The sequence below is a fragment of the Moorena sp. SIO3E8 genome (assembly GCF_010692445.1).
Taxonomy (GTDB): Bacteria; Cyanobacteriota; Cyanobacteriia; order Cyanobacteriales; family Coleofasciculaceae; genus Moorena; species Moorena bouillonii.
Genome location: NZ_JAAHHM010000030.1, coordinates 17013 through 39863, shown reverse-complemented (window position 1 = coordinate 39863; position 22851 = coordinate 17013). Strand labels below are relative to the sequence as shown.

Sequence of the window (22851 nt, the reverse complement as noted above, 5' to 3'; positions counted from 1 at the left end):
TTAGCAATCAGCAATCAGCAATCAGCAATCAGCAATCAGCAATCAGCAATCAGCAATTAGCCAAAGGCCTGTGGCCAAGCTACACCCAACAGCTTTTGAATAAAATTAAGCTGACGGCACCTCAAGTAGCGTGAGCTAAAAGCTGACGGCTGACGGCTGACGGCTGATCACTGACCACTGACCGCTGACCGCTCTGGTTAATCACTTGCCAAATAGTGCCTGGATTTTTCGGTTATGCTAATAGGTGATGGGTAATCGTCAACAGGGGTTTCTAGCCTAATCAGGTACAGAGCATTTTTTCCCGACTCCCGACTCCCGATTCCCGATTCCCGATTCCCGATTCCCGATTCCCGATTCCCGACTCCCGATTCCCGACTCCCGACTCCTCCACCACCAAAAGGGATATGATAATTAGTCAAGCGAATTTGATCTGAGATGTTCGAGAGTGAAACGATTGCTGCGATCGCAACAGCAGTTGTCCCCCAACAAGGGAGTATCGGTATTGTGCGACTGTCAGGAAGGGATGCGATCGCAATTGCCCGTACTTTATTCCAGGCACCGGGGCGTCAGGCTTGGGAGAGTCACCGGATTCTCTACGGCTATGTGCGTCATCCCAAAACCCAACAGCTAGTGGATGAGGCATTGCTGCTGATTATGCAAGCTCCCCGTTCCTACACTCGTGAAGATGTGGTAGAATTCCATTGCCACGGTGGGATCATGCCCGTCCAAAAAGTGTTGCAATTGTGCCTCGAACAAGGAGCGAGATTAGCACAGCCAGGAGAATTTACCCTACGGGCATTTTTGAATGGGCGCTTGGATTTGACTCAGGCAGAAAGTGTTGCTGACTTAGTGGGGTCTCGCTCCCCAGCAGCGGTTCAAGCCGCCCTAGCTGGGTTGCAAGGCAAGCTCGCCACACCCATTCGGGAAGCCAGAGCTACTTGCCTGGATGTTTTGGCAGAAATTGAGGCTCGAATTGATTTTGAGGAGGATTTACCGCCCCTTGATCAAGGCGCAATTGTGGCTCAACTTAACAATATCTTAACAGAAGTATCCCGACTATTAGCCACAGCGGATCAGGGTGAGCTATTGCGCACGGGCTTAAAAGTGGTGATCCTTGGGCGACCCAATGTCGGAAAATCGAGTTTATTGAATGCCTGGAGTCGATGCGATCGCGCTATTGTCACTGACCTTCCTGGTACCACTAGGGATGTGGTGGAATCCCAGTTAGTAGTTGGGGGAATTCCGGTACAGGTACTCGATACAGCAGGAATTCGCGAAACCGCTGACCAAGTGGAGAAGATTGGAGTAGAGCGATCGCGTAGTGCAGCCATGGCGGCTGACTTAGTATTACTGGTGATTGAAGCAACCACTGGCTGGACTGCAGGAGACCAGGAAATTTACCAACAGGTGCAAGAACGTCCGGTAATTCTAGTGATTAACAAAACTGACCTGGCCAGTGATAAGAGTGAATCTACCCTATGCTATCCTAATACTATAGAGCAGGTAGTTAAGACAGCCGCTGCCTACAATCAAGGGATTGATGCTCTGGAGAAGGCAATTCTTGACGCAGTAAATCGTGGCAACCTGCAAGCCGCTGATTTAGATTTAGCGATTAACCAACGACAAGCTGCTGCCTTGACGCGGGCGAAAATGTCTCTTGAGCAAGTGCAAAAAACTATTGCGCAAGAGTTACCCTTAGATTTTTGGACCATAGATTTGCGTGGAGCAATTCAAGCCTTGGGAGAAATTACAGGAGAGGAAGTAACCGAATCAGTGCTTGACCGCATTTTCAGCCGTTTCTGTATTGGGAAGTAAGATCGTAAGCATTCAGCCGTCAGCTGTCAGCCGTCAGCTTTCCGTAACAGAGATTCAAGGAATGCTTAGCTGTTTTATTCAACAGCTTTTCCCTTAGCTTGCCGATAACCCATCAGCTGATGATAGCTGTTGGCGTACCCTCCGCGTAGCGCATTAGCTGATAGCTGATAGCTGAATGCTGAATGCTTACGTAAGATCAAGTTTGTTCGATTACTTATCTTATTTCTGGGCTGGTAATGGATAGTGAATAATGGGTAATCAGCAAAAGGCAATTATCCATGATTCACTATTTTTTACCTCTTCCCTCTGACCAGCTCGGAAGCTCCCAGCTCGGAAGCTCCCTAAAAACCTCACCCAAATAAGAATTGCTCTACAACTTAGAGACTGTTTATAAAGTAAATCTTAAGAAATATAGAGTACTGAATATGCGTGGTTTAAGGCGGACAGCTCTCGCTACAGGTGAGCTTTTAAAGTACTTGCCGCCTATCTCACCCTACGCAATAATTTAAGCTTTATTTAACTTTAATGAACCTTAACCTTTATTTAACAAAAAGTCTCTTAGAGACTGAATTTACAAACTTTTGTTAAATGCTGAAAGCTTGACTGTGACTAGAGTCCCCCTTAATAAACTGTTAGACACTTAACTGGCTAGCTGGCGTAGATAGTAGATGGGGAGAGGGTTTTAAGGTTTTTTTATAATTTTAAAATAGGCAATTTAAGCGATGCAGCAAGGGAACAGGCGGTTTCCCTAATGAGCGACGGCATCAAGAAAATCCACAGCAGCTTAAGAGGGAAACTTTGAACAGATGAAAGTCTTCTATCGCATAAATGGCAAAGAATCTGCTTAATTAAAATTATTACCTATCACAATTATCTTGTAATTCCTGCTCAATTAATAGTTTCTTTACTATTTGAGTATATTCTTATTTTTATTTTGTTTAAAAAATGTAAACAAGTAACCAGTATTGAATTTATTTCGCCTATAGTGAATTTTTGTCAGCCTTATAAAAAAAAGGAGTTTGGATGTTAACTTATCAGGCAAGTAACTTGCCCAAATTTGATAAATCAATTACTGATTATCAGAACTTTCTGGAGCAAAACAACTTTATTTATGTGGAAACTGAAGATCCCAATTTTGACTGGATCGAATTTTCAAAATTGGTCACAGGTGGTGAGTTAATCCTGCAATATGGGAAACCAATATTCTATGTCAGATATGAACCAGAATTGATCAAATTTTCCGATGCCAGAGGTGAAAGGCGTTTGCTTCCTCATACGGAAGCCAGCGATTATCAAACCCCACCGAACTATCTAGTGCTTTGGTGCAAAAAGCCTTCTGATTGTGGTGGTGGGATGACCACGTTGGCTTATGTGGAAGGATTCCTGAAGACTCTTACGGAAGAAGAAAAGAAAAAACTCATGGAGACTCGACACCATTTTGGTGCCACGAGGGGAGTCCACGCCAACCGCACCAAGGGAGCAATTCATCCGATCCTGTCATTTGAGGGTAAGAAGCCTGTTTTCCGCTTTTCTTGTAACTATATTAAATACGGTGACTACAGCCCCGATCCAGAAAACCTAAAGCCCTTTACTCCCGAGCCGTTTTTGGCAGACATTGCCGACCGATTTCTAGCGTATTACGAGGAAAATCACATGGCTATTCGGATGGAGCAATACTCATTGTTGCTTTGGGACAACAAATGTATAGCACATGCAAGAACCACCTATAGCGATCCCACTCGAGAATTACAACGCATTTTCTTACGGTAACTGTCAGCCTTATTGCCTAAGTGTTAGCTGACTCATGTAGCTGACTCATGTAGCTGGCTAATGTAGCGGACTAATGACATCCTGGCGATTCCTACACGCTTGATTTGGTGAGTTGATGAAAGGATAAATGGGTGAGGGGGTAAGTAGGAATCGCCACAAGTTAAAAGGTAAGTAGCAGAATCTTGAGGTAGCTTGCGGAAAGCATCACGTATAACACTAATGAGGATAATCTCATGAGAATCTTCAATCAATTGGAATCCAATGTGCGAAGCTACTGCCGTTTATTTCCCACGGTGTTTAAGAAAGCACAAGGAGCTGTTCTAGAAGATAAAGAAGGTATAAAGTACATTGACTTCCTCAGTGGAGTGGGTACGCTGAATTACGGACATAACAACCCACAACTCAAAGAACGACTGCTCAGTTATCTCGATTCAGACGGTATTGTCCATAGTCTCGATTTAGCAACCGTAGCGAAAGAGGAGTTTCTCGAAGCTTTTGAAGCCATTATCCTTAAACCCAGGCAATTGAATTACAAAGTTCAGTTTCCTGGACCAACAGGAACCAATGCTGTGGAGGCAGCTCTAAAACTGACCCGCAACATAACGGGACGGGAAACGGTCATTGCCTTTTCCAATGGCTATCATGGAGTAACTTTAGGTTCCTTAGCAACAACTGCCAACATTTCCCAGCGAGACGCTGCAGGAATCACGACCGCAGGCGTAACCTTTATACCCTATGATGGGTACTTGGGTTCGGATATTGATACTACAGAGTACCTAGACAAAGTCCTTTCCGACAGAGGTAGTGGAGTAGCGCTTCCAGCAGCAGTGATTGTAGAAACCATTCAGGGAGCAGGTGGGGTCAATGTAGCCAGCTTTGAGTGGTTGCGATCGCTTGAAACAGTCTGTCGTAAACATGATGTCCTTTTAGTTGTAGACGACATCCAAGTGGGATGCGGACGGACTGGTTCCTTTTTCAGCTTTGAAGAAGTAGGTATTTCCCCTGACATTGTTACTATCTCCAAATCCTTGAGTGGTTTCGGTCTTCCTTTCTCATTGGTACTGATCAAACCAGAATTAGACCAGTGGAAACCAGGTCAACACAGTGGCACCTTCAGAGGACCTAACCTAGCCTTTGTTACCGCCAAAGCAGCCTTGGAAATCTATTGGCAAGATGAGAGTCTTTCAGCCTCTGTTAGACAAAAAGGAACTATAATGCAGCTCCGATTGGAGCAGATCGCAAAAAATAACTGGGAGGCCGGTTTTTCTGTTAGGGGCAGGGGCATGATTCAGGGCTTAGACTGCAAAGATGGGAACCTAGCTAATAAAATCATCCGGACAGCCTTTGCTAATGGGCTAATCATGGAAACAGCTGGCGCACAGGGGCAGGTGATTCGATGTCTGCCGCCTTTAACAATTTCTGAAGAAGTCTTAGAGAAAGGGCTAGACATCCTCGAAAATAGTGTCAACCAAGTCATCCAGGAGACAGTCTCTAAAAAGTTAGTTGATTTAGGAGCATCTGTTTAATTGCTTATGACTGCTGCATTTGGAAATTCTCCAGAAGTCTTAACCCGGATAGAAAAAATTGAAAACATCTGTGGAAGGGACATAGGTAATGGTATAGAGCCCCTTGTGGAGGCTGCCAAGGGGGGGCTGCTTGGTGCAGCTCGTTCGATTGCCGAACATCCATCCCCCCATGTGGCTATTATTACAGGCTTTTTTATTCCCCACGGCACTCCTCCGGCAGCGGAAAATGATGGCCCCATCGGTTGCGCTCACCTAGCAGCGGGATTACTTAGAGTTGGAATCCCTGTCCGTCTGGTTACCGATCCTTTATGTCTTAATGCTGTCAAGGTTGCTGCTCGGGCAGCAGGAATACCTGCTCAAATTCCTTTTGATGTCGTTCCTGTCGATGCAGGGAGTGCAGAAGATCCCTCCGTTTCTTCTATTGTGAATTTATGGCAAAGTGCCGAACCACCAGTTTCCCATGTTATCTCCATTGAAAGAGCAGGCCCGAGTTACGATGGTACTGTCCGAAATATAAATGGGGATGATATCACTGTTCATACTGCTCCTTTACATTTCCTATTTACCCTCAGTGAAATCATCTCCATCGGCATTGGTGATTTGGGCAATGAACTTGGTATGGGAACACTCTCTCAAGAGCTAATTGCCAAAAACATCAAGCATGGAGAACGAATCGCCTGTTATATTCCTTGCCATCACCCGATCGTTTGCGGTGTATCAAATTGGGGAGCAATGGGGTTACTCACTGCTCTTGCTTTACTCCGACCGGACTTAAAATCTAAGTTAACTGAGGGATTAACCTTAGAGACCGATAAACAGATTTTGACAACTCTGGTTAATGAGGGAGCAGCGATAGATGGAGATACCGGATTGCAAGCTCTCACAATTGAGACTTTACCCTGGGAATATCATGGCAAAGTGTTGGCAGAAATTTTGGAAGTCGCCGGTTTGACTAACTCAGTTTGAGAGAGCAGCTCCAATGCTTTCCTCCAAAATATCTAGCCCTTGGGTCAAAGTGTCGGAATCAATGGTTAATGTAGACTGAAGATTAATCACTTCTTTGTTCACTCCCATAGGTTCAAAGATTAAACCCCGCTTGAAAGCTTCATTACTAACTTTTTTAGCCAGCCCCTTTTGTTCACAGGCGATTCCTTGAATCAAACCAAGTCCTCGATGTTCGCCGCCGACTTCTGGATAACGAGCGATCATGTCTTTGAGTCGCTTCTTCATTACCTCACCTTTGTCCGCGATTTCCTTTTCAAAAGCATCCGTCTCCCAGTACTCGTCGAGAGCAGCTGTGGCAGTCACAAAGCCTAGATTGTTCCCTCGGAAAGTACCAGTGTGTTCCCCTGGTTTCAAACAGTCTAAATCAGGTCGAATCAGCACCACAGCCATCGGGTTTCCATAGGCGCTTAAAGATTTAGCCAGACAAACTAAATCAGGTTTTAACCCTGCCCGCTCAAAGCTAAAGAAAGGGCCAGTTCTGCCACACCCGACTTTGATGTCATCAACAATTAGCAAAATCTCTCGCTCTTGAGTGATCTGGGCAAGGCGTTGAAGCCAAGGAACACTAGCAACATTAATCCCGCCTTCAGATTGAACGGTTTCTAGGATAACAGCTGCGGGTTTTTCCTGATTTAGGCTCAGGTCATCAACCAGTTTTTCTAAGTAATCAAGACTGTCGTCTTTGGTGCCATTTTTATCCTCGAACGGGACCGTTAAGACATTACCGAGGGGAATGCCCGCAGCCTTTTGATAGGTAGGATTAGGTGTAACAGCTAGGGCCCCTAAAGTATGACCGTGGTAGCCTTTGGTAAAACAGATGACTGTTTTTCGGCCAGTCACTTTACGGGCTAGCTTCAAAGCAGCCTCGGCAGAATTGGTTCCCGTAGGACCGGTAAACATAACTTTATAGTTTAGTCCTCGCGGTATTAAGATTACTTCCTCGAAACGTTCTAGAAACTGCTGCTTAGCAGAGGTGAACATATCGAGGCTGTGGGTGATAGCATCTGACTCAATGTATTCCAGGAGACGCTTTTTGAGCTTGGGGTTATTATGTCCGTAGTTGAGGGCACCAGCACCTGCCAATAAATCTATATAAGTACGCCCACTTTCATCTATCAAGGTATCTCCCACTGCCTTGGTAAAGACTGTTGGGAACAATCGACAGTAGCTTCGGACTTCTGACTCAAGCTTGGTAAAAATGTTCATATGCTAAACCTGCCTATTGTTGTATTTTCAAGTAGGTGAGACAATTCTGTGTGGTGTACAAAACGCGAAGCAATTCCATTTGCTTAACTTTACTTTACGAACACCGTAACCTAGAAAAATATATACTATTTAGGGTGACTATAGCAATAGTAAAGTTATTAATAAAAACCAAAATTTTTATTCCATACACTTGCTGAAGCCAGAACTGGTATATCCTGATTAAAGAGCAAATTTAATAATTCAAATAGGATTGCTATAGTCTAAATTTTGATCAGTATCATAAACCAACAAAAGCGTGGAATTAACTGGGATTAACTATGCAAAAAAGTAGATTTACCGAAGCTCAGACCGAGGCATTGTTTGATGATCGCGAACGAGACCAACGTTTCCGCAGTTTCTGGGATCCAGAAGGCAGTCTCCACTGGGGTTATTTCGAAAACTTAGCCAAGGCTCGGCCTGAGGACTTTGTGCCAGCCTGCAAGCGCTGGGATGAATATATGCTGGAACAGAGCGGTATTACTGCCGACTCCCGGTTACTAGAAGTCGCCTGTGGAAATGGCAACGCTGCCATATGGATAGCTCAAGAGAGGGGATCTGAGGTAGTAGGAATTGATCTCAGTAGCAGTTATATCGAAAATGCTCGAGCAAAGGCTAGTAATTTCCCCTCTCTGCGGGTGAGTTTCCAAAAGGAATCAGCCCTTAACCTACCTTTCCCAGATGGCTCCTTTACCCATGCCTGGAGTCAAGGCGCTTTGTACCACATCCACGAACTTGATAAAGCTCTGGCAGAGGTTCATCGTGTCCTAGGGGTAGGAGGGATCTTTCTGTTTGATGACTTGGTAACACCAATTGAGGAAGTTAGTGAGGCAGCCCGCAAGTACGTTTACAACCGACTGCTGTTTGAGCCGACATTTAGCCCCGAAGTCTATGCAGAAAAACTCACTGAGATCGGATTTAACGTTTTGCAGATAAAGGACTTGAGCCAACACCTGAAAAAGAGTTACGAATTGGTGTCCGAGCTGGCTCGGGAGGGCTATCCGGATTTGAGCGCTGCCTTTAAGAAAACTCAGGAGGCAATTGCCGCTGGTGAATTAGGCTGGTGCTTTTTCCTCTGTGAAAAGGTTAGTGATGACTAATCCGTGACAAATTAAGACAGCTACGCCATAGCTTGAGTGTAGATTCAGTGTAGCTTGAGGGTATGGGATTGACCTTGGCCTAAAGGCCAAACGCGATCGCATTCAGGGGCTGCGCAATACACCCAATCACTCCTCAGCAGTTTTGCCTAAAAACATTAGATTGTACCCCTAACCAGGGCAACCGGCTACAATAAAAATTGTTGAGATTTGTGTATCCCTGACCGGCATAGGGAAAGTTTATGGCTGCCGCTGTATTAATCCAGAACCTCCAAAAACGCTATGGAGATGTCCACGCCGTCAAAGACATCTCCTTACAAGTCGAACCGGGTCAAATTTTTGGCTTACTCGGTCCTAATGGTGCCGGTAAAACCACCACCATTCGTTGTCTATGCACGCTCACGGCACCGGACGCTGGAAAAATTGAGGTATCTGGCATTTCAGTACTACACAACCCAAGGGCAGCACGCCGCCGCCTAGGCTATGTAGCCCAAGAAGTTGCCTTAGATAAGGTACTCACTGGTCAAGAACTACTCCAATTGCAAGCCGACCTCTATCACCTCCCCAAAGCAGTTGCCAAACAACGCATCAATAAACTGCTTGACATTTTGCAGCTCAAGGAGTATGCCCATAAAAAAACTGGCATTTACTCCGGTGGTCTACGTCGGCGGCTGGACTTAGCCGCTGGCTTACTCCACCAACCCGATGTTTTAGTACTAGACGAACCCACCGTAGGTCTTGACATTGAGAGCAGATTCGTGGTCTGGGAACTGTTGCAAAAGCTGCGAGACTCAGGAACCACATTACTAATCACCAGCCACTACCTCGAAGAAATAGACGCATTAGCTGACCAAGTGGCAATTATTGACAAAGGCTTGATCATAGCTGAGGGGACACCATCCCAGTTAAAGGATAGTGTTGGAGGCGATCGCATTACCCTGCGCATCCGGGAATTCTCCCCCATGGAAGAAGCCAAGCAAGCCAAAGATATGCTGCAGTCTCTGCCCTTTGTGCGAGAGGTAATTATTAACAGCAATCAGGGTAATTCCCTTAACCTTGTGGTTAAACCCCAAAGCGATGCCTTAATCATCATTCAGCAAGCCTTGAAAGACCTTAGTTTACCGACCTTTGGGATTGCTCAGTCGCGACCTAGCCTAGATGATGTCTACCTAGCTGCCACAGGTAAAACCCTGATGGATGCTGAACTGGCTCAGGCTGGGAAACGGGATCTCAAGGCAGAGCGGAAACAAAATATGGCCTAAAGGAGACATAGGGCAGTGGTTAGTGGACAGTAAATAAAGATTGCTCCAACTATTTTAGGAATCTATTGCACGAATGAATATGAGTAAAACCCTTACCCCTCCTAAATCTGACCTTAACTGGCAACCAGACCTTACTGCACCAATCCCAGTCAATGATACTCCTGGTGTAAGTGAATTTATCCAAGAAACCCTTGCCCTAACCAAACGCCTGTTTATTCAGCTGCAACGGCGACCTTCTACCTTAATGGCTGGTATTATCCAGCCGCTAATGTGGCTAATCCTATTTGGGGCATTATTCCAAAACGCTCCTCAAGGGATTTTTGGTGAGAGTTTGAGCTATGGCAAATTCCTAGGTGCAGGTGTGATTGTGTTTACCGCCTTTGCCGGAGCACTCAACGCTGGCTTACCTGTCATGTTTGACCGGGAATTTGGTTTCCTCAACCGTTTACTAGTAGCTCCGTTAGTCTCTCGCTTCTCTATTGTTGCAGCCTCAGCCATATATATAATCGCTCTGAGTTTGTTGCAAACTGTGGCAATTGTCACCGCCAGTGCCTTTTTAGGAGCCGGTTTACCGAACCTAGCCGGTCTGGCGATGATTGGCTTGATAGTATTCTTGCTGGTAGTGGGAGTCACAGCCCTCAGTCTAGGACTAGCATTTGCTCTACCCGGTCACATTGAACTAATTGCAGTAATTTTTGTTACCAACTTACCCCTACTGTTTGCGAGCACAGCCCTTGCTCCTCTCTCATTCATGCCAAAATGGTTACAGGTAGTAGCCAGTCTTAACCCCCTCAGCTATGCCATTGAACCAATTCGCTATCTCTATCTTCACAATGACTGGTCTGTTGGTAGCCTTGTGATGCAGGCTCCTTGGGCATCTATTACCTTTGGCCAATCCCTTTTGGTATTGCTTGGTTTTAGCACAGTGGTATTACTGGCAATTTCTCCACTACTGAGCCGCCGCTTGTAATTATTCTTCCTAGGGCTAAAGCCTTAGGATCCCGTGAAATAATTAATATTAACTCATTGCTTTTTCTGGATGGTTGACTATTGACAGAGTCGCGTCAACCGTCCAAAATGAATTTGTAACAATTGTGCAGGTTAATGTGCAAGTTAACTCAGGTTAACTATATATAACTCTATAGCAGAATACCAGCGAGATTTATCCATTGAAGGGGGATTCCTATGACGATCAGCAACCAATCTGTTTTTACTGTAGCTGTATTGAGTGTAGCCCTTGGCATTACTACAGCGTTACTGCACGGGTCCGCTACTGCCCAAAGTATAGGTACTATTCGAGCGGATGAAAATTTTAATAATCCTAACGAGCAAGACACGTTTGGGGGGTTTGGAGACACTGGTTTCAACGCTTTTGATTTAATCCATAATGCCCAATTGGGTACAGTTGATATCGATCAGTTCAATGAGGGACAGTCTCAGAGACTAGATGATGCTGCTTCTGAGTTTAGGCGTTTACAGTTGGAACGGTTGCGCAATCCCCAACTAGCATATCCAGAAAACCAATATCCAGAAAACCAGCCTACTACATCTGGAGTTAGCGAAAGTTACTGATAATCTTAGACATTTTGCATCAGGTTTGGATCACGATTGATATCAAGTTCAGTTAATCATTTGATTTACAGGTCATACCATAGATGTTATAGCAGTTCTCAATACCCAATTGAGAACTGCTATTTTATGATATAAACTGTCGGATATCAAGCTCAGAAATTAGAGGAGATAGACCTTGAGGTAAACGTTTGGGGCATCGGGTAATTATCCCAGCTGTAGTTTCCCATTAGATGAAAGATATGATAGATTCCTGTGTGAATCCAGTTTTCTAAATACAGCTTCTGCTCTGAGGATAACTGCTGTAATTCTTGGCTTTTTGATGATGGTTCACTATTGTCTATGGCTTGGTAATGATTCGGAATTCTGCTTAGGACATAAGTAATTAAATCCTGGCGTATGTTAGACTGGGAAAACAGGTCTTGATAGGGAGACTCCGGATAAGTTGCTAAGACGTTTTCAATTTCTTGAATCACTATCGGTGTAGTTACGTGAACAAGGGTTTTACCCATCGTTTACACTCCTTTTGCCAATCAGTTTATTATTCTCAACCGGTTGAGTAATTAATATATAGCGTGTTTGAAGCCCTGTTTTAAGTCAAGGGAAGTATTCTTAACTGCTGATTAATTGCTGCTAACAGTTCCCGACTCTCTACAGGTTTGGTTAGATAATCATTGGCTCCCAGTTCCTTAGCTCGAGCATAGCCATCCTCCTTGGAATCACTGGTTAGAAATATAAACGGTGTTTTCGCTGTCTTTAACCTATCCCGTAATATTTTGAGAAGCTCATACCCATCAATTGATGGTATATTAATTTCACAAATAATTAAATCAGGTCGGACAATTTTAGCTAAATTTAACCCGAGCCAACCATCGTCTGCAGTAAGGACATTAAAGCCCTCTAATTCTAGTAAATCTGAAAAATTTGAGCGCAACAGTTTATCATTTTCAATTAATAAAATTGTTTTGTTCATCGCTCCAGCCTCTATAAATTCATGATCAAGATTAATCCCCAACTTGCAGAATCTGTTCTAGCAAGAGGCGATCGCTAGTTGAGCTACCGAACCATAACTTATCTTTCGCCAGAGTACTGAGATATAACCGACCATTAGGTTCAATGCTAAAATCTTGACCCCACACTAACCCTTGCTCCTGAAGCGTCTTGATGGCGACAGTCATCGCTACTGCCACTAAGTCAAGTTCGGGCATCAAATAATCGGGATGACGCAATAGCCACTGACAAGCATCAAGGTTAATCTCTGGTAGTCGATAAACCGCTGCCAGTAAGACTTGCTCAATATAAGTGGGACTGGGTAAAACAGTCAGAAAGTCTTTAAGAGATTTGATAAATGTTGAGTCTTGACTCTGAAATACATCCACAGCTAATCCGATGTATGACTCATAGTCCTGGGCTTGGCTGGTACCCAGATCTCGTTCCTTGGTCAAGGGCAAACTCTTGATACCCAGGACAACTGGTGTGAAGGTTTGTCTCCTCTGGTGCTCTGGGTGGTGAGGATAAGCTAAATCGATCCTAGGACTGATCGTGGGACTCAGGGATAATTGCTCCAAAGGAGTGGCGTTGGAACAATTACTGGAACTGCTACCTTTGTTTGAAAAAATCATACCCATACCCCGAAGTTCAACCCAAGATCTATTTACCTTACCTAAAAATAGAAATTAGGGCGCAAATGTGAAGAGATTGTGATTAGACTTCGCGGCAGTTGTCAGGGAATAGGGAATAGGGAATAGGGAATAGGTGTCAAAATTGACTTAGAAGCTATCCAAAATGATTGCTTAGTTATTTTTGCAAGAGGTCTATTGGGTAGGGTGCTAACTTATGGCTAATCGGTAAGATATCAAAGGTGAGTGCTATGGAATCTTTTTACCTCACCCAATTGAGAACTGCTATAGCAGCAATTAATCCTAATCCAGTTCCTGATGATTTGCTGCCGGTTTGGGAGTTTCAATAAAACCTAGCACTGCGATAGCTCAATCGAGCCAATTAAGAATCCCTTGGATTTCTTCGACCAATTCCATAGGTTTAAACGGCTTGGTAATAACTCCAGTTACCCCCAAATCTAGAAACTGCTTTTGCTCGCTGCTCCTAGCTTTAGCGGTTAGCAAAATTGTTGGGATATCCGCTGTCACTGCATTAGCTTGTAACTGTCGAAATGTAGCCGGTCCATCTAGCTCGGGCATCATTACATCTAGCAGAATCGCATCAGGCTGATCTGCCTCAGCCTTAGCTAATCCCTCTTTACCAGAAGCAGCTGTCAACACTTCCCACCCTGCTGCTGCTTCTAGAGAAAATTGGATGATTTCTCGAACCCCATCATCATCATCAATCACTAAAATGCGCTTAGTTGTCATCTTTCCCACCTTCTGCTGCTGCTGTTTGTTCTGGTAAGGTAAAATAAAAACTGCTACCTTCACCAACAGTACTCTCAACCCAGATTTTGCCTCCGTGCTGCTCCACTATATTACGGCAAATCGCTAACCCTAAACCCGTCCCTCCCTTTTTACGGGCATCGGAGGCATCAACCTGTTGAAAACGCCCGAATATACTTTCAAGTTTGTCAGCCGGAATTCCCCTACCTTGGTCTTTAACGGTAAACAAGATCGTGGCACTGTTTGGGTCAGGGGGTGAGGTTTTTTCTGGTTCCTCTGGCTGTTGGAGTTCTACAGTTAACCATAGGCTAGAACCTCTGTCTGAAAATTTAATCCCATTGCTGAGTAAATTGGTTATGACTTGAATAATGCGATCGCTATCAGCCTCGAATTCAATTTCAGATTCAATGGCTTGGGGCGAGACTTCCAATTTAATCCCAGCTCGATTAGCCATCACCTGCACCTGATCAACAGCTTTAACCATCAACTCAGCTGCATTCACTGGCTGCTTCGACAAACGGATCTTACCAGATTCCAGACGTTCCAGCTCCAAAATATCGTTAACTAGTCGCACTAAACGCTCAGCACTATCAGCGGCAATGCCAATCACACGCTGTCCTCGTTCAGACTGAGGTTGAATTAGACCAGTTGATAACAGGTTCAAGGCACCATGAATTGACGTTAGGGGGGTACGGAGTTCGTGGCTGACCACGGACGTGAATTCATCTTTCATCCGTTCAATAGCGTAGCGCTCAGTAATATCTTCCCCAATACTCATGGTGCCAATTGCCTCTCCCTGGAGATTTTGGAGTAGGGTATTATTCCAAGCAATGATTTTTTCTTGCTTTGACTTGGTGAGAATCGAGTGCTGATAGTGAGGTTTAAAGTCTGGCTCTAGGATGTCCTGGAAGTATTGCTGTACTGACTGTTGCTGGTAATTGGGCAGGAAGTTTTCAAACCAGTCCTTGCCTAAAACTTCTGCTTCTGTGTACCTAGTCAATTCTAGGAAGAACGGATTGACATACTCCACTTTACCCTCTCGGTCTAGTCCCACCACCACCAGTCGCACATTTTCGAGAAGGCTGCGCCACCGTCGCTCTGATTCCTGTAAACTAGCAATTAACTGGGTACGTTCTTCTTCAAATCGTTTGCGTGAACTAATATCTCGCTGCAACACTAAGATATAGCTAATGTTTCCTTGGGTATCATGAACCACTGAGTAGGAGGAGTCTGTGGTAAGAACAGTCCCATTTTTGCAGACAAACTCAATTTCTTGACGATGGGTTCCCTGCTCCAGTAAAACTGGAAACTGTTGCTGGCAAATGTTTTGGTATGTGGGGGTAAAGAACTCTTCTAAGCGATTACCGATCAATTCTGATTCAGCATAACCTGACTGCTGGATGACAGCCGGGTTCACTTGCTCAATCATGCCCTGAGTATCTAATATATGGATAAAATCTGGGGCAGATTCAAACAAGGAGCGGAATCGTTGTTCGCTTTCGAGTAAAGCAGCTGTGCGCTGTTGAACCCTAATTTCTAATTCTCGATTGAGTTGTTGTAATTCTCGATTGAGTTGTTGCAGTTGAGCTTCTTGCTGTTTACGCTCCGTGATATCCGTAGTGATGCCGTGAAGATGTACAGAGGTGCCATTATCACGCCTAACCACACGAGCGCGATCGTTCAGCCAGCGAATTTCTCCATTACTGAGCTGGATTCTATATTCTAAATCCCACGATTGACGACGGTTTTCTTGAACAGCTCGCCATGCCTTATCAACAGGATCAAAATCTTCTGGCACAACAAACTGTCGCCATAAGTTGTCTTGATCGCTAAATAGCTCGAAAGTTGGGCGACCGTAAACTTGCTCGAAGGCTATATTAACATAGCGCAGTATCCCAGAAGGCAGTGATACTGACCACACCACGTCTTGAAGAGAACTCATAATTGCTCGGAGCCGCTCTTCGTTGGACTTCAGCGCCTTTTCATTTTCTTGAAATGCTTCTTCTGTCTGCTTGCGATCGCTAATATCCGTAATTGAGCCAACCACTCGCACTGGATCACCTGCTTCATTCCAAAGTGCTTGTGCCTGGTCAAGAATCCATTTGTAACTGTCGTTGTTGCACCGTAAGCGATACTCTTGAACATAATAGGAGGTTTTCTGGGCTAAGTGATCCTCCATGGCTTTGATCACCTGGTCTAAATCATCGGGATGGATGTGTGTCCGCCATTGATGGTTATAGTTTCCGATGTCGTAGCTTTCATCATACCCCAGCATTTCCTTACATCGGCTGGATACAAAGGTTTCATTGGTTTTGGGGTTCCAGTCCCAAATTCCCTGATTAGCTGCCTGTAGTGCCAATTGCCAGCGTTGCTCACGTTGCCGTAAGGATTGCTCTGCTAAAATACGCTCTTCAATTTGATATTTTAGCTCCTGGTTGAGCTGCTCAAGTCCAGCCAGACTAGGTGAATTTTGGATTCGAGGTATAATAGAGTATAATTTTATGGCAGTGTAGACAGAAACTATAGCTGTAATTGCTTTAATAGAGCCTGATAGCCAGTAAGCTGGATCCCAAACGGTCCATAGTTCCATCAGGTGAGTGGTGCCACCGCAAATAATAAACGCCCCAAACAACATCAATAGTCCCTTGAAAGGCAGATTCTGCCGCTGCCTAATCAAGTAGACTAGCAGTATGACAATCAAATAGTAGGCTAGGGTAATGAGAGCATCACTGATCAGGTGCAGCCAGATCACGTTAGGCTGCCCAAGGTAGCAACCTTGGGGAATAAACGTTTCGGCAAATAGGAGATAGTCAAAGAAATTGATCATAATTAGGTTGACAATTGACATGATTGCTGACAGTCAACCGTTAACCATCAACTGTGAATAAAATGTGATCAACTCTACTATGTCCGATCTCCAAATTCTATGTCCACTAACTGACCATAGTTATTTATTTATCTGACAACATTTGATTCTTCTGTGCTATCATACTAAGTCTTAGTTGGCTGCGCTCAATGCGATTCAACACCCGAGCCAAAAGTTCTGGTTCCTTGATTGGTTTTTGTACGTAATCATCTGCCCCTGCCATAAACACTTGCTGCACAGTTTCAGCATCTTGAGCAGCTGAGAGAAACAGCACCGGTAACTCACCCCAGCGAGGGTCATTGCGTACCACCTGACACAGGTCAATACCGCTAAATTCCGGCATTTGCACATCCAAAATCAGTAAATCGGGAGTACACTGCTCTATGGTCTCCCAGAACTGTTGTGGATCGTTTAGTAAAGTCAATTGGAATCCCCAAGGTTCTAGCACAGTGCGTAGATGATCCAAGATTTGAGGGTCATCGTCAACAATCAATAGCTTTGCCTGTGGTGGACCAGATTGTTGCAACACTTTAGCGATCGCATCCATCACCTTTTGAGGTGCTACAGGCTTCTGAAGAAAACCCCGTCCCCCCAAACGAGCCACTCTGACTCGTTCAGCAAAACTCTCTTGAGCCGTAAATACTACCACAGGTACAGGGGGCTCAGTTGTTTTCAGTTCTTCTAACAGCTCGAAACCATTTCCCGCTGATTCAGGAAAACACAAGTCTAGTAGTACCACATCGGGGCGGTTACCAGCAATTGCTTTTCTCCCTTGAGATATATCACCCGCCACCTCAACCTGAATTTTCCAGGCTGCTAGCTCTGAGCCCAACCCTTGCGCTAGTGTTACATCATCATCCACAATCAGTAGTCGTGGGGAGTGGGGAATTGGGAATGGGGATTGGGGAATCGGGAGTTGTTGAGTGTGAGTAGGTTTTGGAAGGTTATCCTCGGTCTCTAGTTCTTGTCGTAGTTCTACCACTAGTTGAGACAGATGTGCTATAGTCTCTTTGCTAGCTTTTTTCCCAGATTGCAATATCTCCTCAATTTCACGGGATTTGAGAGAGCCTTGATCAAAACCAAAGCTACCGAGGGAACCGGCTAGGGTGTGTGCCTCCCCTAAAGCCTCCTGTCGCAACTTTCCGGTAAGATTACCATCTCGCCAATCCGTCACCGCCCGCTCCAATACATTGAGCCGCTTGATATACTTTGACTTCTGCTGCTCCCAAATGGCACTTAGTCCTGATTGCTTTGGTTCTTCGGATTGAGCCTTAGGGACTGGGGAAACGGAACTATCACTCTTGCTCTTTGATTGTTTCAGGTTAGATGGTGTCTTTTTAGCTACTTTTTTGCCTTTGTTTTTCTCAGTCTTTGTTTGACCTGAACCTTCCTCAGGCAGTTGTCTGAGCCGATACCCCAAGCCGTAGACGGTTTCAATTAAATCATTTTTGACTCCAGCTTCCTTGAGTTTCCGCCGTAAACTTTTGATATGAGCTCTAACGGCATTTTCTGTAGGGGGTTCTTCAAAAGACCAGAGATTATCTAGCAGGAAACTTTGGCTAAAGATGCGGTGGGGATTCCGTAAAAACAGCTCTAATAGACCATACTCCTTAGGTGTCAGATGTAATAGTTCCTGATCGTAGCTGACCTGGCAGTTACTGGGGTCAAGTTGGAGCAATCCCCACTCAAGCACAGGGAGTAGGGGGGTGCTGCTGCGGCGCAGCACTGCTCGAATTCGGGCTAATAATTCAGGTATGTCTAAGGGCTTGACTAAATAATCATCTGCTCCTGCATCTAAAGCTTCGACTTTGTTAGTGCTGGTGTCTTGGGCAGTGAGGAGTATAATCGGAGTGCGATCGCGTGCGTTTCGCAGCTGCTTGCACAAATCAATCCCCTTGAGCTTGGGCAGCATCCAATCTAGCAAAATCAAGTCATACTTAAATATCTCTGCTAGTGCTATGCCCTCATCCCCATCTGTAGCTAGATCAACCTTATAATGTTGACTAGCTAGCGCTGCCGTTACTACTTTGGCAATACCTTCATCGTCTTCTACTAGCAGGATTCTCACGAGGACTTAACAGCTCCAGCACCAAGGGGATTGGTTAGTTTCTTGATTATATAAATAGAGATTATATAAATAATCACTGCTTCGCCCAAATTCACAAAAATTTAGACGAAGTTTGAGGCTTTTGACTTAGCTTAGCCCATGGCTGTCAAGATATCTTGAGCGTGGGTAGCCGTTTTTACGGTCTCATCAACGTGAGTAATTTTGCCCTCGCCGTTGATAATGTAGGTTACGCGCTTGGAGTAACCGCCACCATCAACATCATAAGCCTTGGTAATTGAGCCATCCGTATCTGCTAGCAGGGTGAAAGGCAGACCATACTTTTCCTTAAATTGTTTGTGGGATGCCTCATCATCCATACTGACACCGAGTACCACCATGTCTTTACCTTGATACTCAGTGTAGTTATCCCGAAAGCTTTGGGCTTCCTTGGTGCACCCTGGAGTATCGTCTTTGGGGTAAAAATAAAGCACTACAGTTTTACCCGCAAAGTCGGACAGTGAAACGGTATTGCCTTCGTCGTCTTTGACAGTAAATGCTGGTGCATCTATGCCAACTTGAAGAGCCATAACTTTTGTTTCCTATAGAAATATACTGAACTTATGTATAAAGTTTACACTAATAGGACTTACGTCTTAAAGCACTATTATACAGAAGTGCCTTTGTTGCCCAGTTTGGCGTGGGTCTTGAATAAATTCAAAAATTTGTAAGCATTCAGCATTCAGCATTCAGCATTCAGCATTCAGTTATCAGCGATTAGCGCTACAGATGGTGCTACTTGAGTTGCTTTTGAATAAGCGATGCAGCAAGGGAACAGGGGGAAACCCCCACTCGCGCTTTGCATGGCTGACAACAGGTAAGCATTGGAATAATGCTGAGTGAAGTCCCAGGGTCGTTCGCACAGCGTGGCCATTCGCGTAGCGTGGCCAAAGGCCAAGGCCAAAGCCTGTGCCACAAAGCACCTCAAGCAGCGTGGGCCAAAAGCCCACGGCTGACGGCTGACCGCTGACGGCTGACCGCTGACGGCTGACCGCTGACCGCACCTCAAGTAGCGCATATGCTTCCCAAAAATTTCTAGAGTAAACCACCAGAGGTTGGCCTCTAATGTCAAAAAAACCTTAATATAGAAATAATCGGCGGTCAGTATAGTTCTAATATTTAGTAACTGTGGCAAGAACTTCAATTCAGTCTCAAGGTAGCCAGCCTATTCAATATCCTGACCGAACTACTAAACGTGCAGAGCAAGCAATGCGCTGTTTGCCATTCCGAATGCCTCTATTGGCAGCGATGGGTTCTAGCAGTGTTCCACTCTTATCGATAGTAGGTCTTGAAGGAGTCAAGAGAAACTACACAACGCGGCCTAGGTCGGAATTGGCAGTAGAAAATGATTTAATGTGGTTGATTCAAGTGGGTGTATTACGTCGAGAAGTAGACGGTCAGGGAATTACGGATAGTTTTCGATTGACACCTTTGGGTCGTCAGTTGTTAGAAAAGTGGGAACGGCTTGGAGAAACCTTACCTCCACCCTCACTATCAGATCGACTCCATCATACCTTGAATCGCTGGGTGACATACTCCCACACTGAATCAAAGATTACAGTGTGGGCTTCTTACCAACTCCAGCCATTGCTTAGGATACTCGGTAAGCTTTATTGACGATACGGGATGCCCCTCCGCACCGGAACAATACAATAAGTTCTATTTTTTAGGCAAGTAGGTGGCGGTTAGCTCTTAATTTGATTGACCCTACTACTTTCATTATAAACGATATAAACGATTTTGAGTTCCCTACTTGTTAAAAACTCTGATAAGGTTTCATCTAGGAGATGAAACCTTATCAGAGGGTCGCCTTTCTAGTTGGCAGTCTGTGAGTTAAGGGTTAAATCTCTTTGTAGTAAGGCGACCCTCTGATTGCGGTAACTTCAAGCACTCATGGCGTAGCATTGAGATGTGATGCTTCTCGCGGTTGAAGCTAAGATTGTCGGTTTAAATCAAGTTGGTGACAGGGTGATATCTCAATCTGTTGATCATCTAGGCTAGTTCTGACGCCCTAACCCTGAATTATGAAAGCGATTATGGTGGTGGGTACTACATCCCACGCAGGAAAATCCTTGATAACCACAGCTCTATGTCGCCTTCTTTCGCGACAAGGCTGGCGTGTGTGTCCCTTTAAGGGTCAGAACATGGCTCTAAATGCCTATGTTACACCCAATGGTGGAGAAATTGGACATGCCCAAGCAGTACAAGCTTGGGCTGCAGGTGTGATTCCCTGTGTGGAAATGAACCCAATTTTACTCAAACCCCAAGGTGACATGACCTCCCAGGTCATTCTTATGGGTAAAGCCGTAGGGAAGGTTAGTGCTGGGGATTACTACGAGAAGTACTTTGATAAGGGTTGGCAGGTGATTGAAGAATCACTGCGACGCCTAACCAATGAGTTTGATTTAGTCGTGTGCGAGGGAGCTGGTAGCCCAGTAGAAATTAATATAAAGCACCGCGACTTGACCAATATGCGAGTGGCGCGGTACCTCAAAGCTCCCACCTTGCTGGTGGTAGATATTGACCGTGGAGGGTCTTTTGCTCACGTAATCGGTACTCTCGAACTGCTCGAACCAGAGGAGAGAGCGTTGATTAAAGGTGTCGTGATCAATAAGTTTAGGGGTCAGCGATCGCTGCTCGAACCCGGGATAAAATGGTTAGAAGAACGCACTGGTATTCCTGTTGTTGGAGTTATTCCCTGGATTGATATACTGTTTCCCGCTGAAGATTCCCTTGACTTACTAGATCGCAACAGCAGGAACAAGTCCAATCAGGAAGTCACTATCGTAGTAATTCGTTTACCTCGAATTTCTAACTTTACTGATTTTGACCCCCTCGAAGCTGAACCCAGCGTCTTTTTGAAATATCTGTCACCAAATGAAACCTTGGGATATCCAGATGCCGTGATTCTCCCAGGGACGAAAACTACCATTGCGGATATGATGGTACTCCAAAAAAGTGGCATGGCTGAGCAGATTCAAAACTATGCTGCCTCAGGTGGGACAATTTTGGGAATTTGTGGGGGATTCCAAATGCTAGGCAAAACCCTAGTTGATCCCGATGGATTAGAGGGTAAACAGGGTCGTCATCCAGGATTAGGCTTGTTGCCGTTAAAAACCTTGATTACTAGTGGCAAAGTTGCCCGTCAACGGATGGTGACCTCTAATTATCCCCAAGTTGGCTTACCCATTACTGGTTACGAAATTCATCAGGGGCGTTCCCGAATGTTGGAGGCAGAGATGGGAGACAATAAATCTGCTTATCGAGCCTTATTCGATGACCATGGTTTGGGAATTGTTGACGTGAATCAATCAATTTGGGGCAGCTATCTCCATGGCATGTTTGACAATAGTCCTTGGCGACGTGCCTGGTTGAATCAACTGCGCTCCAGACGAGGGCTACCTTCTCTCCCTACTGGGGTTGTCAACTATCGGGAACAACGAGAAGCGCTTTTGAATTCACTGGCTGATACTATCGAATCTCATCTTGATTTAACCCCGATTTTAAGGTCTTAGACCGTTAACTATCAGATGAGTTTTTTCAAAAGTAAAAAGTCAACTTGAGAAGGGAAAATGGAAACTGGAAAATCGTTAAGGGAAATTATAAATTAAAACGTAAACAATTAACTAAACAATTAACAATAACAAACTAACAGATGAAATGACTAATCAAACATGAGTGTAAGCGTTCGCTTTCTACCAGATGATGTGACAGTTGAGGCCGAAGTCGGAGAACCCATCCTTCTAGTGGCTGAACGTGCTGGTGTTTTCATTGCCACAGGTTGCCTGATGGGCTCTTGTCATGCCTGTGAGGTAGAGATAGAAAATGGACCGACTGTTTGTTCTTGTATTACTGCTGTACCTGCAGGTTATGAACAGCTGACGATTAATCTCTACTCTGACACCAATTGGTAGTCTATTAATACCATGGCAATTGGCGTTGGTCAAGGTCACTATTAGAATTTAGAATTTAGAATTTAGAATGGTGAATTGGGAATTTAGAATTTAGAATGGTGAATTGGGAATTCTACATGATCAATTCACCATTCTGCATTCTGACAGACAACCTTGGCCAAAAGGCCACGCGATCGCGTTCAACCTACCCTACACCGAATCGCCTTGGGTGAACAACCTTGGCCAAAAGGCCACGCAATCGCGTTCAACCTTGGCCAAAAGGCCACCCAATCACGTTCAACTTTCAACTTTCAA

21 protein-coding genes are annotated in these 22851 nt (G+C 44.9%); 11 read left to right on the top strand and 10 right to left on the bottom strand.

Features of this window, described 5'->3' with window-relative positions:
• Window positions 1-197: 197 nt before the first annotated feature.
• Window positions 198-419 carry a hypothetical protein gene (locus F6K46_RS15500; protein WP_293057804.1) on the bottom strand — a complete coding sequence of 74 codons (222 nt, stop codon included), beginning with the start codon at window positions 417-419 and terminating at the stop codon, window positions 198-200.
• A gap of 16 nt (window positions 420-435) precedes the next feature.
• On the opposite strand from F6K46_RS15500, the gene mnmE reads away from it, so the two are divergent.
• The 4 genes from mnmE (at window position 436) to F6K46_RS15480 (ending at window position 6077) form a co-directional block, all read left to right on the top strand.
• Window positions 436-1815, top strand: coding sequence for a tRNA uridine-5-carboxymethylaminomethyl(34) synthesis GTPase MnmE (gene mnmE, locus F6K46_RS15495; RefSeq protein ID WP_293057807.1), 1380 nt, complete (start codon window positions 436-438; stop codon window positions 1813-1815).
• 1023 nt (window positions 1816-2838) lie between these two features.
• Complete coding sequence (locus F6K46_RS15490) at window positions 2839-3585, top strand: TauD/TfdA family dioxygenase (protein WP_293057810.1); 747 nt, start codon at window positions 2839-2841, stop codon at window positions 3583-3585.
• 233 nt (window positions 3586-3818) lie between these two features.
• A complete protein-coding gene (gene ectB, locus F6K46_RS15485; RefSeq protein WP_293057813.1) occupies window positions 3819-5111 on the top strand; it encodes a diaminobutyrate--2-oxoglutarate transaminase in 1293 nt (430 codons plus the stop codon).
• A gap of 6 nt (window positions 5112-5117) precedes the next feature.
• Entirely contained in the window at window positions 5118-6077 is a 960-nt protein-coding gene (locus tag F6K46_RS15480; protein ID WP_293057816.1) for a glutamate cyclase domain-containing protein, read from the top strand.
• On the opposite strand, the gene ectB (F6K46_RS15475) is transcribed toward F6K46_RS15480, so the two are convergent.
• Window positions 6069-7322 carry a diaminobutyrate--2-oxoglutarate transaminase gene (gene ectB / locus F6K46_RS15475; protein ID WP_293057819.1) on the bottom strand — a complete coding sequence of 418 codons (1254 nt, stop codon included), beginning with the start codon at window positions 7320-7322 and terminating at the stop codon, window positions 6069-6071. The two genes, F6K46_RS15480 and ectB (F6K46_RS15475), sit on opposite strands and share 9 nt — an antisense overlap.
• A 317-nt stretch (window positions 7323-7639) precedes the next feature.
• On the opposite strand from ectB (F6K46_RS15475), the gene F6K46_RS15470 reads away from it, so the two are divergent.
• The 4 genes from F6K46_RS15470 (at window position 7640) to F6K46_RS15455 (ending at window position 11289) form a co-directional block, all read left to right on the top strand.
• Entirely contained in the window at window positions 7640-8458 is an 819-nt protein-coding gene (locus F6K46_RS15470; protein WP_293057822.1) for a class I SAM-dependent methyltransferase, read from the top strand.
• Between the two features lie 239 nt (window positions 8459-8697).
• Window positions 8698-9717: an ATP-binding cassette domain-containing protein gene (locus tag F6K46_RS15465; RefSeq protein ID WP_293057825.1), complete on the top strand. Its 1020-nt coding sequence runs from the start codon at window positions 8698-8700 to the stop codon at window positions 9715-9717.
• A gap of 79 nt (window positions 9718-9796) precedes the next feature.
• Window positions 9797-10687 (top strand): ABC transporter permease, encoded by an 891-nt coding sequence (locus F6K46_RS15460; protein WP_293057830.1) that lies wholly within the window; start codon window positions 9797-9799, stop codon window positions 10685-10687.
• A 215-nt stretch (window positions 10688-10902) separates the two neighbouring features.
• Window positions 10903-11289, top strand: a complete 387-nt coding sequence (locus F6K46_RS15455; RefSeq protein WP_075898038.1) for a hypothetical protein — start codon at window positions 10903-10905, stop codon at window positions 11287-11289.
• A gap of 152 nt (window positions 11290-11441) precedes the next feature.
• Here the strand turns inward: F6K46_RS15455 and F6K46_RS15450 are convergent, their stop codons facing one another.
• The 8 genes from F6K46_RS15450 to F6K46_RS15415 all read right to left on the bottom strand — a co-directional run bounded on the left by F6K46_RS15450 (window position 11442) and on the right by F6K46_RS15415 (window position 19778).
• On the bottom strand, window positions 11442-11798 hold the full coding sequence (locus F6K46_RS15450; RefSeq protein ID WP_293057835.1) for a hypothetical protein: 357 nt from the start codon (window positions 11796-11798) through the stop codon (window positions 11442-11444).
• A gap of 80 nt (window positions 11799-11878) precedes the next feature.
• Window positions 11879-12259, bottom strand: a complete 381-nt coding sequence (locus F6K46_RS15445) for a response regulator (protein ID WP_293057838.1) — start codon at window positions 12257-12259, stop codon at window positions 11879-11881.
• A gap of 31 nt (window positions 12260-12290) precedes the next feature.
• Window positions 12291-12914 (bottom strand): hypothetical protein, encoded by a 624-nt coding sequence (locus tag F6K46_RS15440; RefSeq protein WP_293117139.1) that lies wholly within the window; start codon window positions 12912-12914, stop codon window positions 12291-12293.
• Window positions 12915-13274: 360 nt separating this feature from the next.
• A complete protein-coding gene (locus tag F6K46_RS15435; RefSeq protein ID WP_008179073.1) occupies window positions 13275-13655 on the bottom strand; it encodes a response regulator in 381 nt (126 codons plus the stop codon).
• Complete coding sequence (locus F6K46_RS15430; protein WP_293057848.1) at window positions 13645-16500, bottom strand: PAS domain S-box protein; 2856 nt, start codon at window positions 16498-16500, stop codon at window positions 13645-13647. The genes F6K46_RS15435 and F6K46_RS15430 overlap by 11 nt, the downstream gene beginning before the upstream one ends.
• 124 nt (window positions 16501-16624) lie before the next feature.
• Window positions 16625-18607, bottom strand: a complete 1983-nt coding sequence (locus F6K46_RS15425; protein ID WP_293057850.1) for a response regulator — start codon at window positions 18605-18607, stop codon at window positions 16625-16627.
• 131 nt (window positions 18608-18738) lie between these two features.
• Entirely contained in the window at window positions 18739-19173 is a 435-nt protein-coding gene (locus F6K46_RS15420; protein ID WP_293057853.1) for a peroxiredoxin, read from the bottom strand.
• A gap of 173 nt (window positions 19174-19346) precedes the next feature.
• Complete coding sequence (locus F6K46_RS15415) at window positions 19347-19778, bottom strand: hypothetical protein (RefSeq protein WP_293057856.1); 432 nt, start codon at window positions 19776-19778, stop codon at window positions 19347-19349.
• Here F6K46_RS15415 and F6K46_RS15410 point away from each other — a divergent pair.
• From F6K46_RS15410 to F6K46_RS15400, 3 genes are all read left to right on the top strand, one after another.
• Window positions 19772-20260 carry an Npun_F0494 family protein gene (locus tag F6K46_RS15410; protein WP_366510709.1) on the top strand — a complete coding sequence of 163 codons (489 nt, stop codon included), beginning with the start codon at window positions 19772-19774 and terminating at the stop codon, window positions 20258-20260. The genes F6K46_RS15415 and F6K46_RS15410 overlap by 7 nt on opposite strands.
• Before the next feature lie 407 nt (window positions 20261-20667).
• Window positions 20668-22158, top strand: a complete 1491-nt coding sequence (cobQ, locus tag F6K46_RS15405) for a cobyric acid synthase CobQ (protein ID WP_070390570.1) — start codon at window positions 20668-20670, stop codon at window positions 22156-22158.
• Window positions 22159-22317: 159 nt separating this feature from the next.
• On the top strand, window positions 22318-22557 hold the full coding sequence (locus F6K46_RS15400; protein ID WP_070390571.1) for a 2Fe-2S iron-sulfur cluster-binding protein: 240 nt from the start codon (window positions 22318-22320) through the stop codon (window positions 22555-22557).
• Window positions 22558-22851 lie beyond the last annotated feature (294 nt).

What these genes read in the sequence shown, in the direction of transcription:
- mnmE (WP_293057807.1), top strand. Translation starts at nt 436, where the DNA reads ATGTTCGAGAGTGAAACGATTGCTGCGATCGCAACAGCAGTTGTCCCC.
- F6K46_RS15490 (WP_293057810.1), top strand. Translation starts at nt 2,839, where the DNA reads ATGTTAACTTATCAGGCAAGTAACTTGCCCAAATTTGATAAATCAATT.
- ectB (WP_293057813.1), top strand. Translation starts at nt 3,819, where the DNA reads ATGAGAATCTTCAATCAATTGGAATCCAATGTGCGAAGCTACTGCCGT.
- F6K46_RS15480 (WP_293057816.1), top strand. Translation starts at nt 5,118, where the DNA reads ATGACTGCTGCATTTGGAAATTCTCCAGAAGTCTTAACCCGGATAGAA.
- ectB (WP_293057819.1), bottom strand. Translation starts at nt 7,322, where the DNA reads ATGAACATTTTTACCAAGCTTGAGTCAGAAGTCCGAAGCTACTGTCGA.
- F6K46_RS15470 (WP_293057822.1), top strand. Translation starts at nt 7,640, where the DNA reads ATGCAAAAAAGTAGATTTACCGAAGCTCAGACCGAGGCATTGTTTGAT.
- F6K46_RS15465 (WP_293057825.1), top strand. Translation starts at nt 8,698, where the DNA reads ATGGCTGCCGCTGTATTAATCCAGAACCTCCAAAAACGCTATGGAGAT.
- F6K46_RS15460 (WP_293057830.1), top strand. Translation starts at nt 9,797, where the DNA reads ATGAGTAAAACCCTTACCCCTCCTAAATCTGACCTTAACTGGCAACCA.
- F6K46_RS15455 (WP_075898038.1), top strand. Translation starts at nt 10,903, where the DNA reads ATGACGATCAGCAACCAATCTGTTTTTACTGTAGCTGTATTGAGTGTA.
- F6K46_RS15450 (WP_293057835.1), bottom strand. Translation starts at nt 11,798, where the DNA reads ATGGGTAAAACCCTTGTTCACGTAACTACACCGATAGTGATTCAAGAA.
- F6K46_RS15445 (WP_293057838.1), bottom strand. Translation starts at nt 12,259, where the DNA reads ATGAACAAAACAATTTTATTAATTGAAAATGATAAACTGTTGCGCTCA.
- F6K46_RS15440 (WP_293117139.1), bottom strand. Translation starts at nt 12,914, where the DNA reads ATGGGTATGATTTTTTCAAACAAAGGTAGCAGTTCCAGTAATTGTTCC.
- F6K46_RS15435 (WP_008179073.1), bottom strand. Translation starts at nt 13,655, where the DNA reads ATGACAACTAAGCGCATTTTAGTGATTGATGATGATGATGGGGTTCGA.
- F6K46_RS15430 (WP_293057848.1), bottom strand. Translation starts at nt 16,500, where the DNA reads ATGATCAATTTCTTTGACTATCTCCTATTTGCCGAAACGTTTATTCCC.
- F6K46_RS15420 (WP_293057853.1), bottom strand. Translation starts at nt 19,173, where the DNA reads ATGGCTCTTCAAGTTGGCATAGATGCACCAGCATTTACTGTCAAAGAC.
- cobQ (WP_070390570.1), top strand. Translation starts at nt 20,668, where the DNA reads ATGAAAGCGATTATGGTGGTGGGTACTACATCCCACGCAGGAAAATCC.
- F6K46_RS15400 (WP_070390571.1), top strand. Translation starts at nt 22,318, where the DNA reads ATGAGTGTAAGCGTTCGCTTTCTACCAGATGATGTGACAGTTGAGGCC.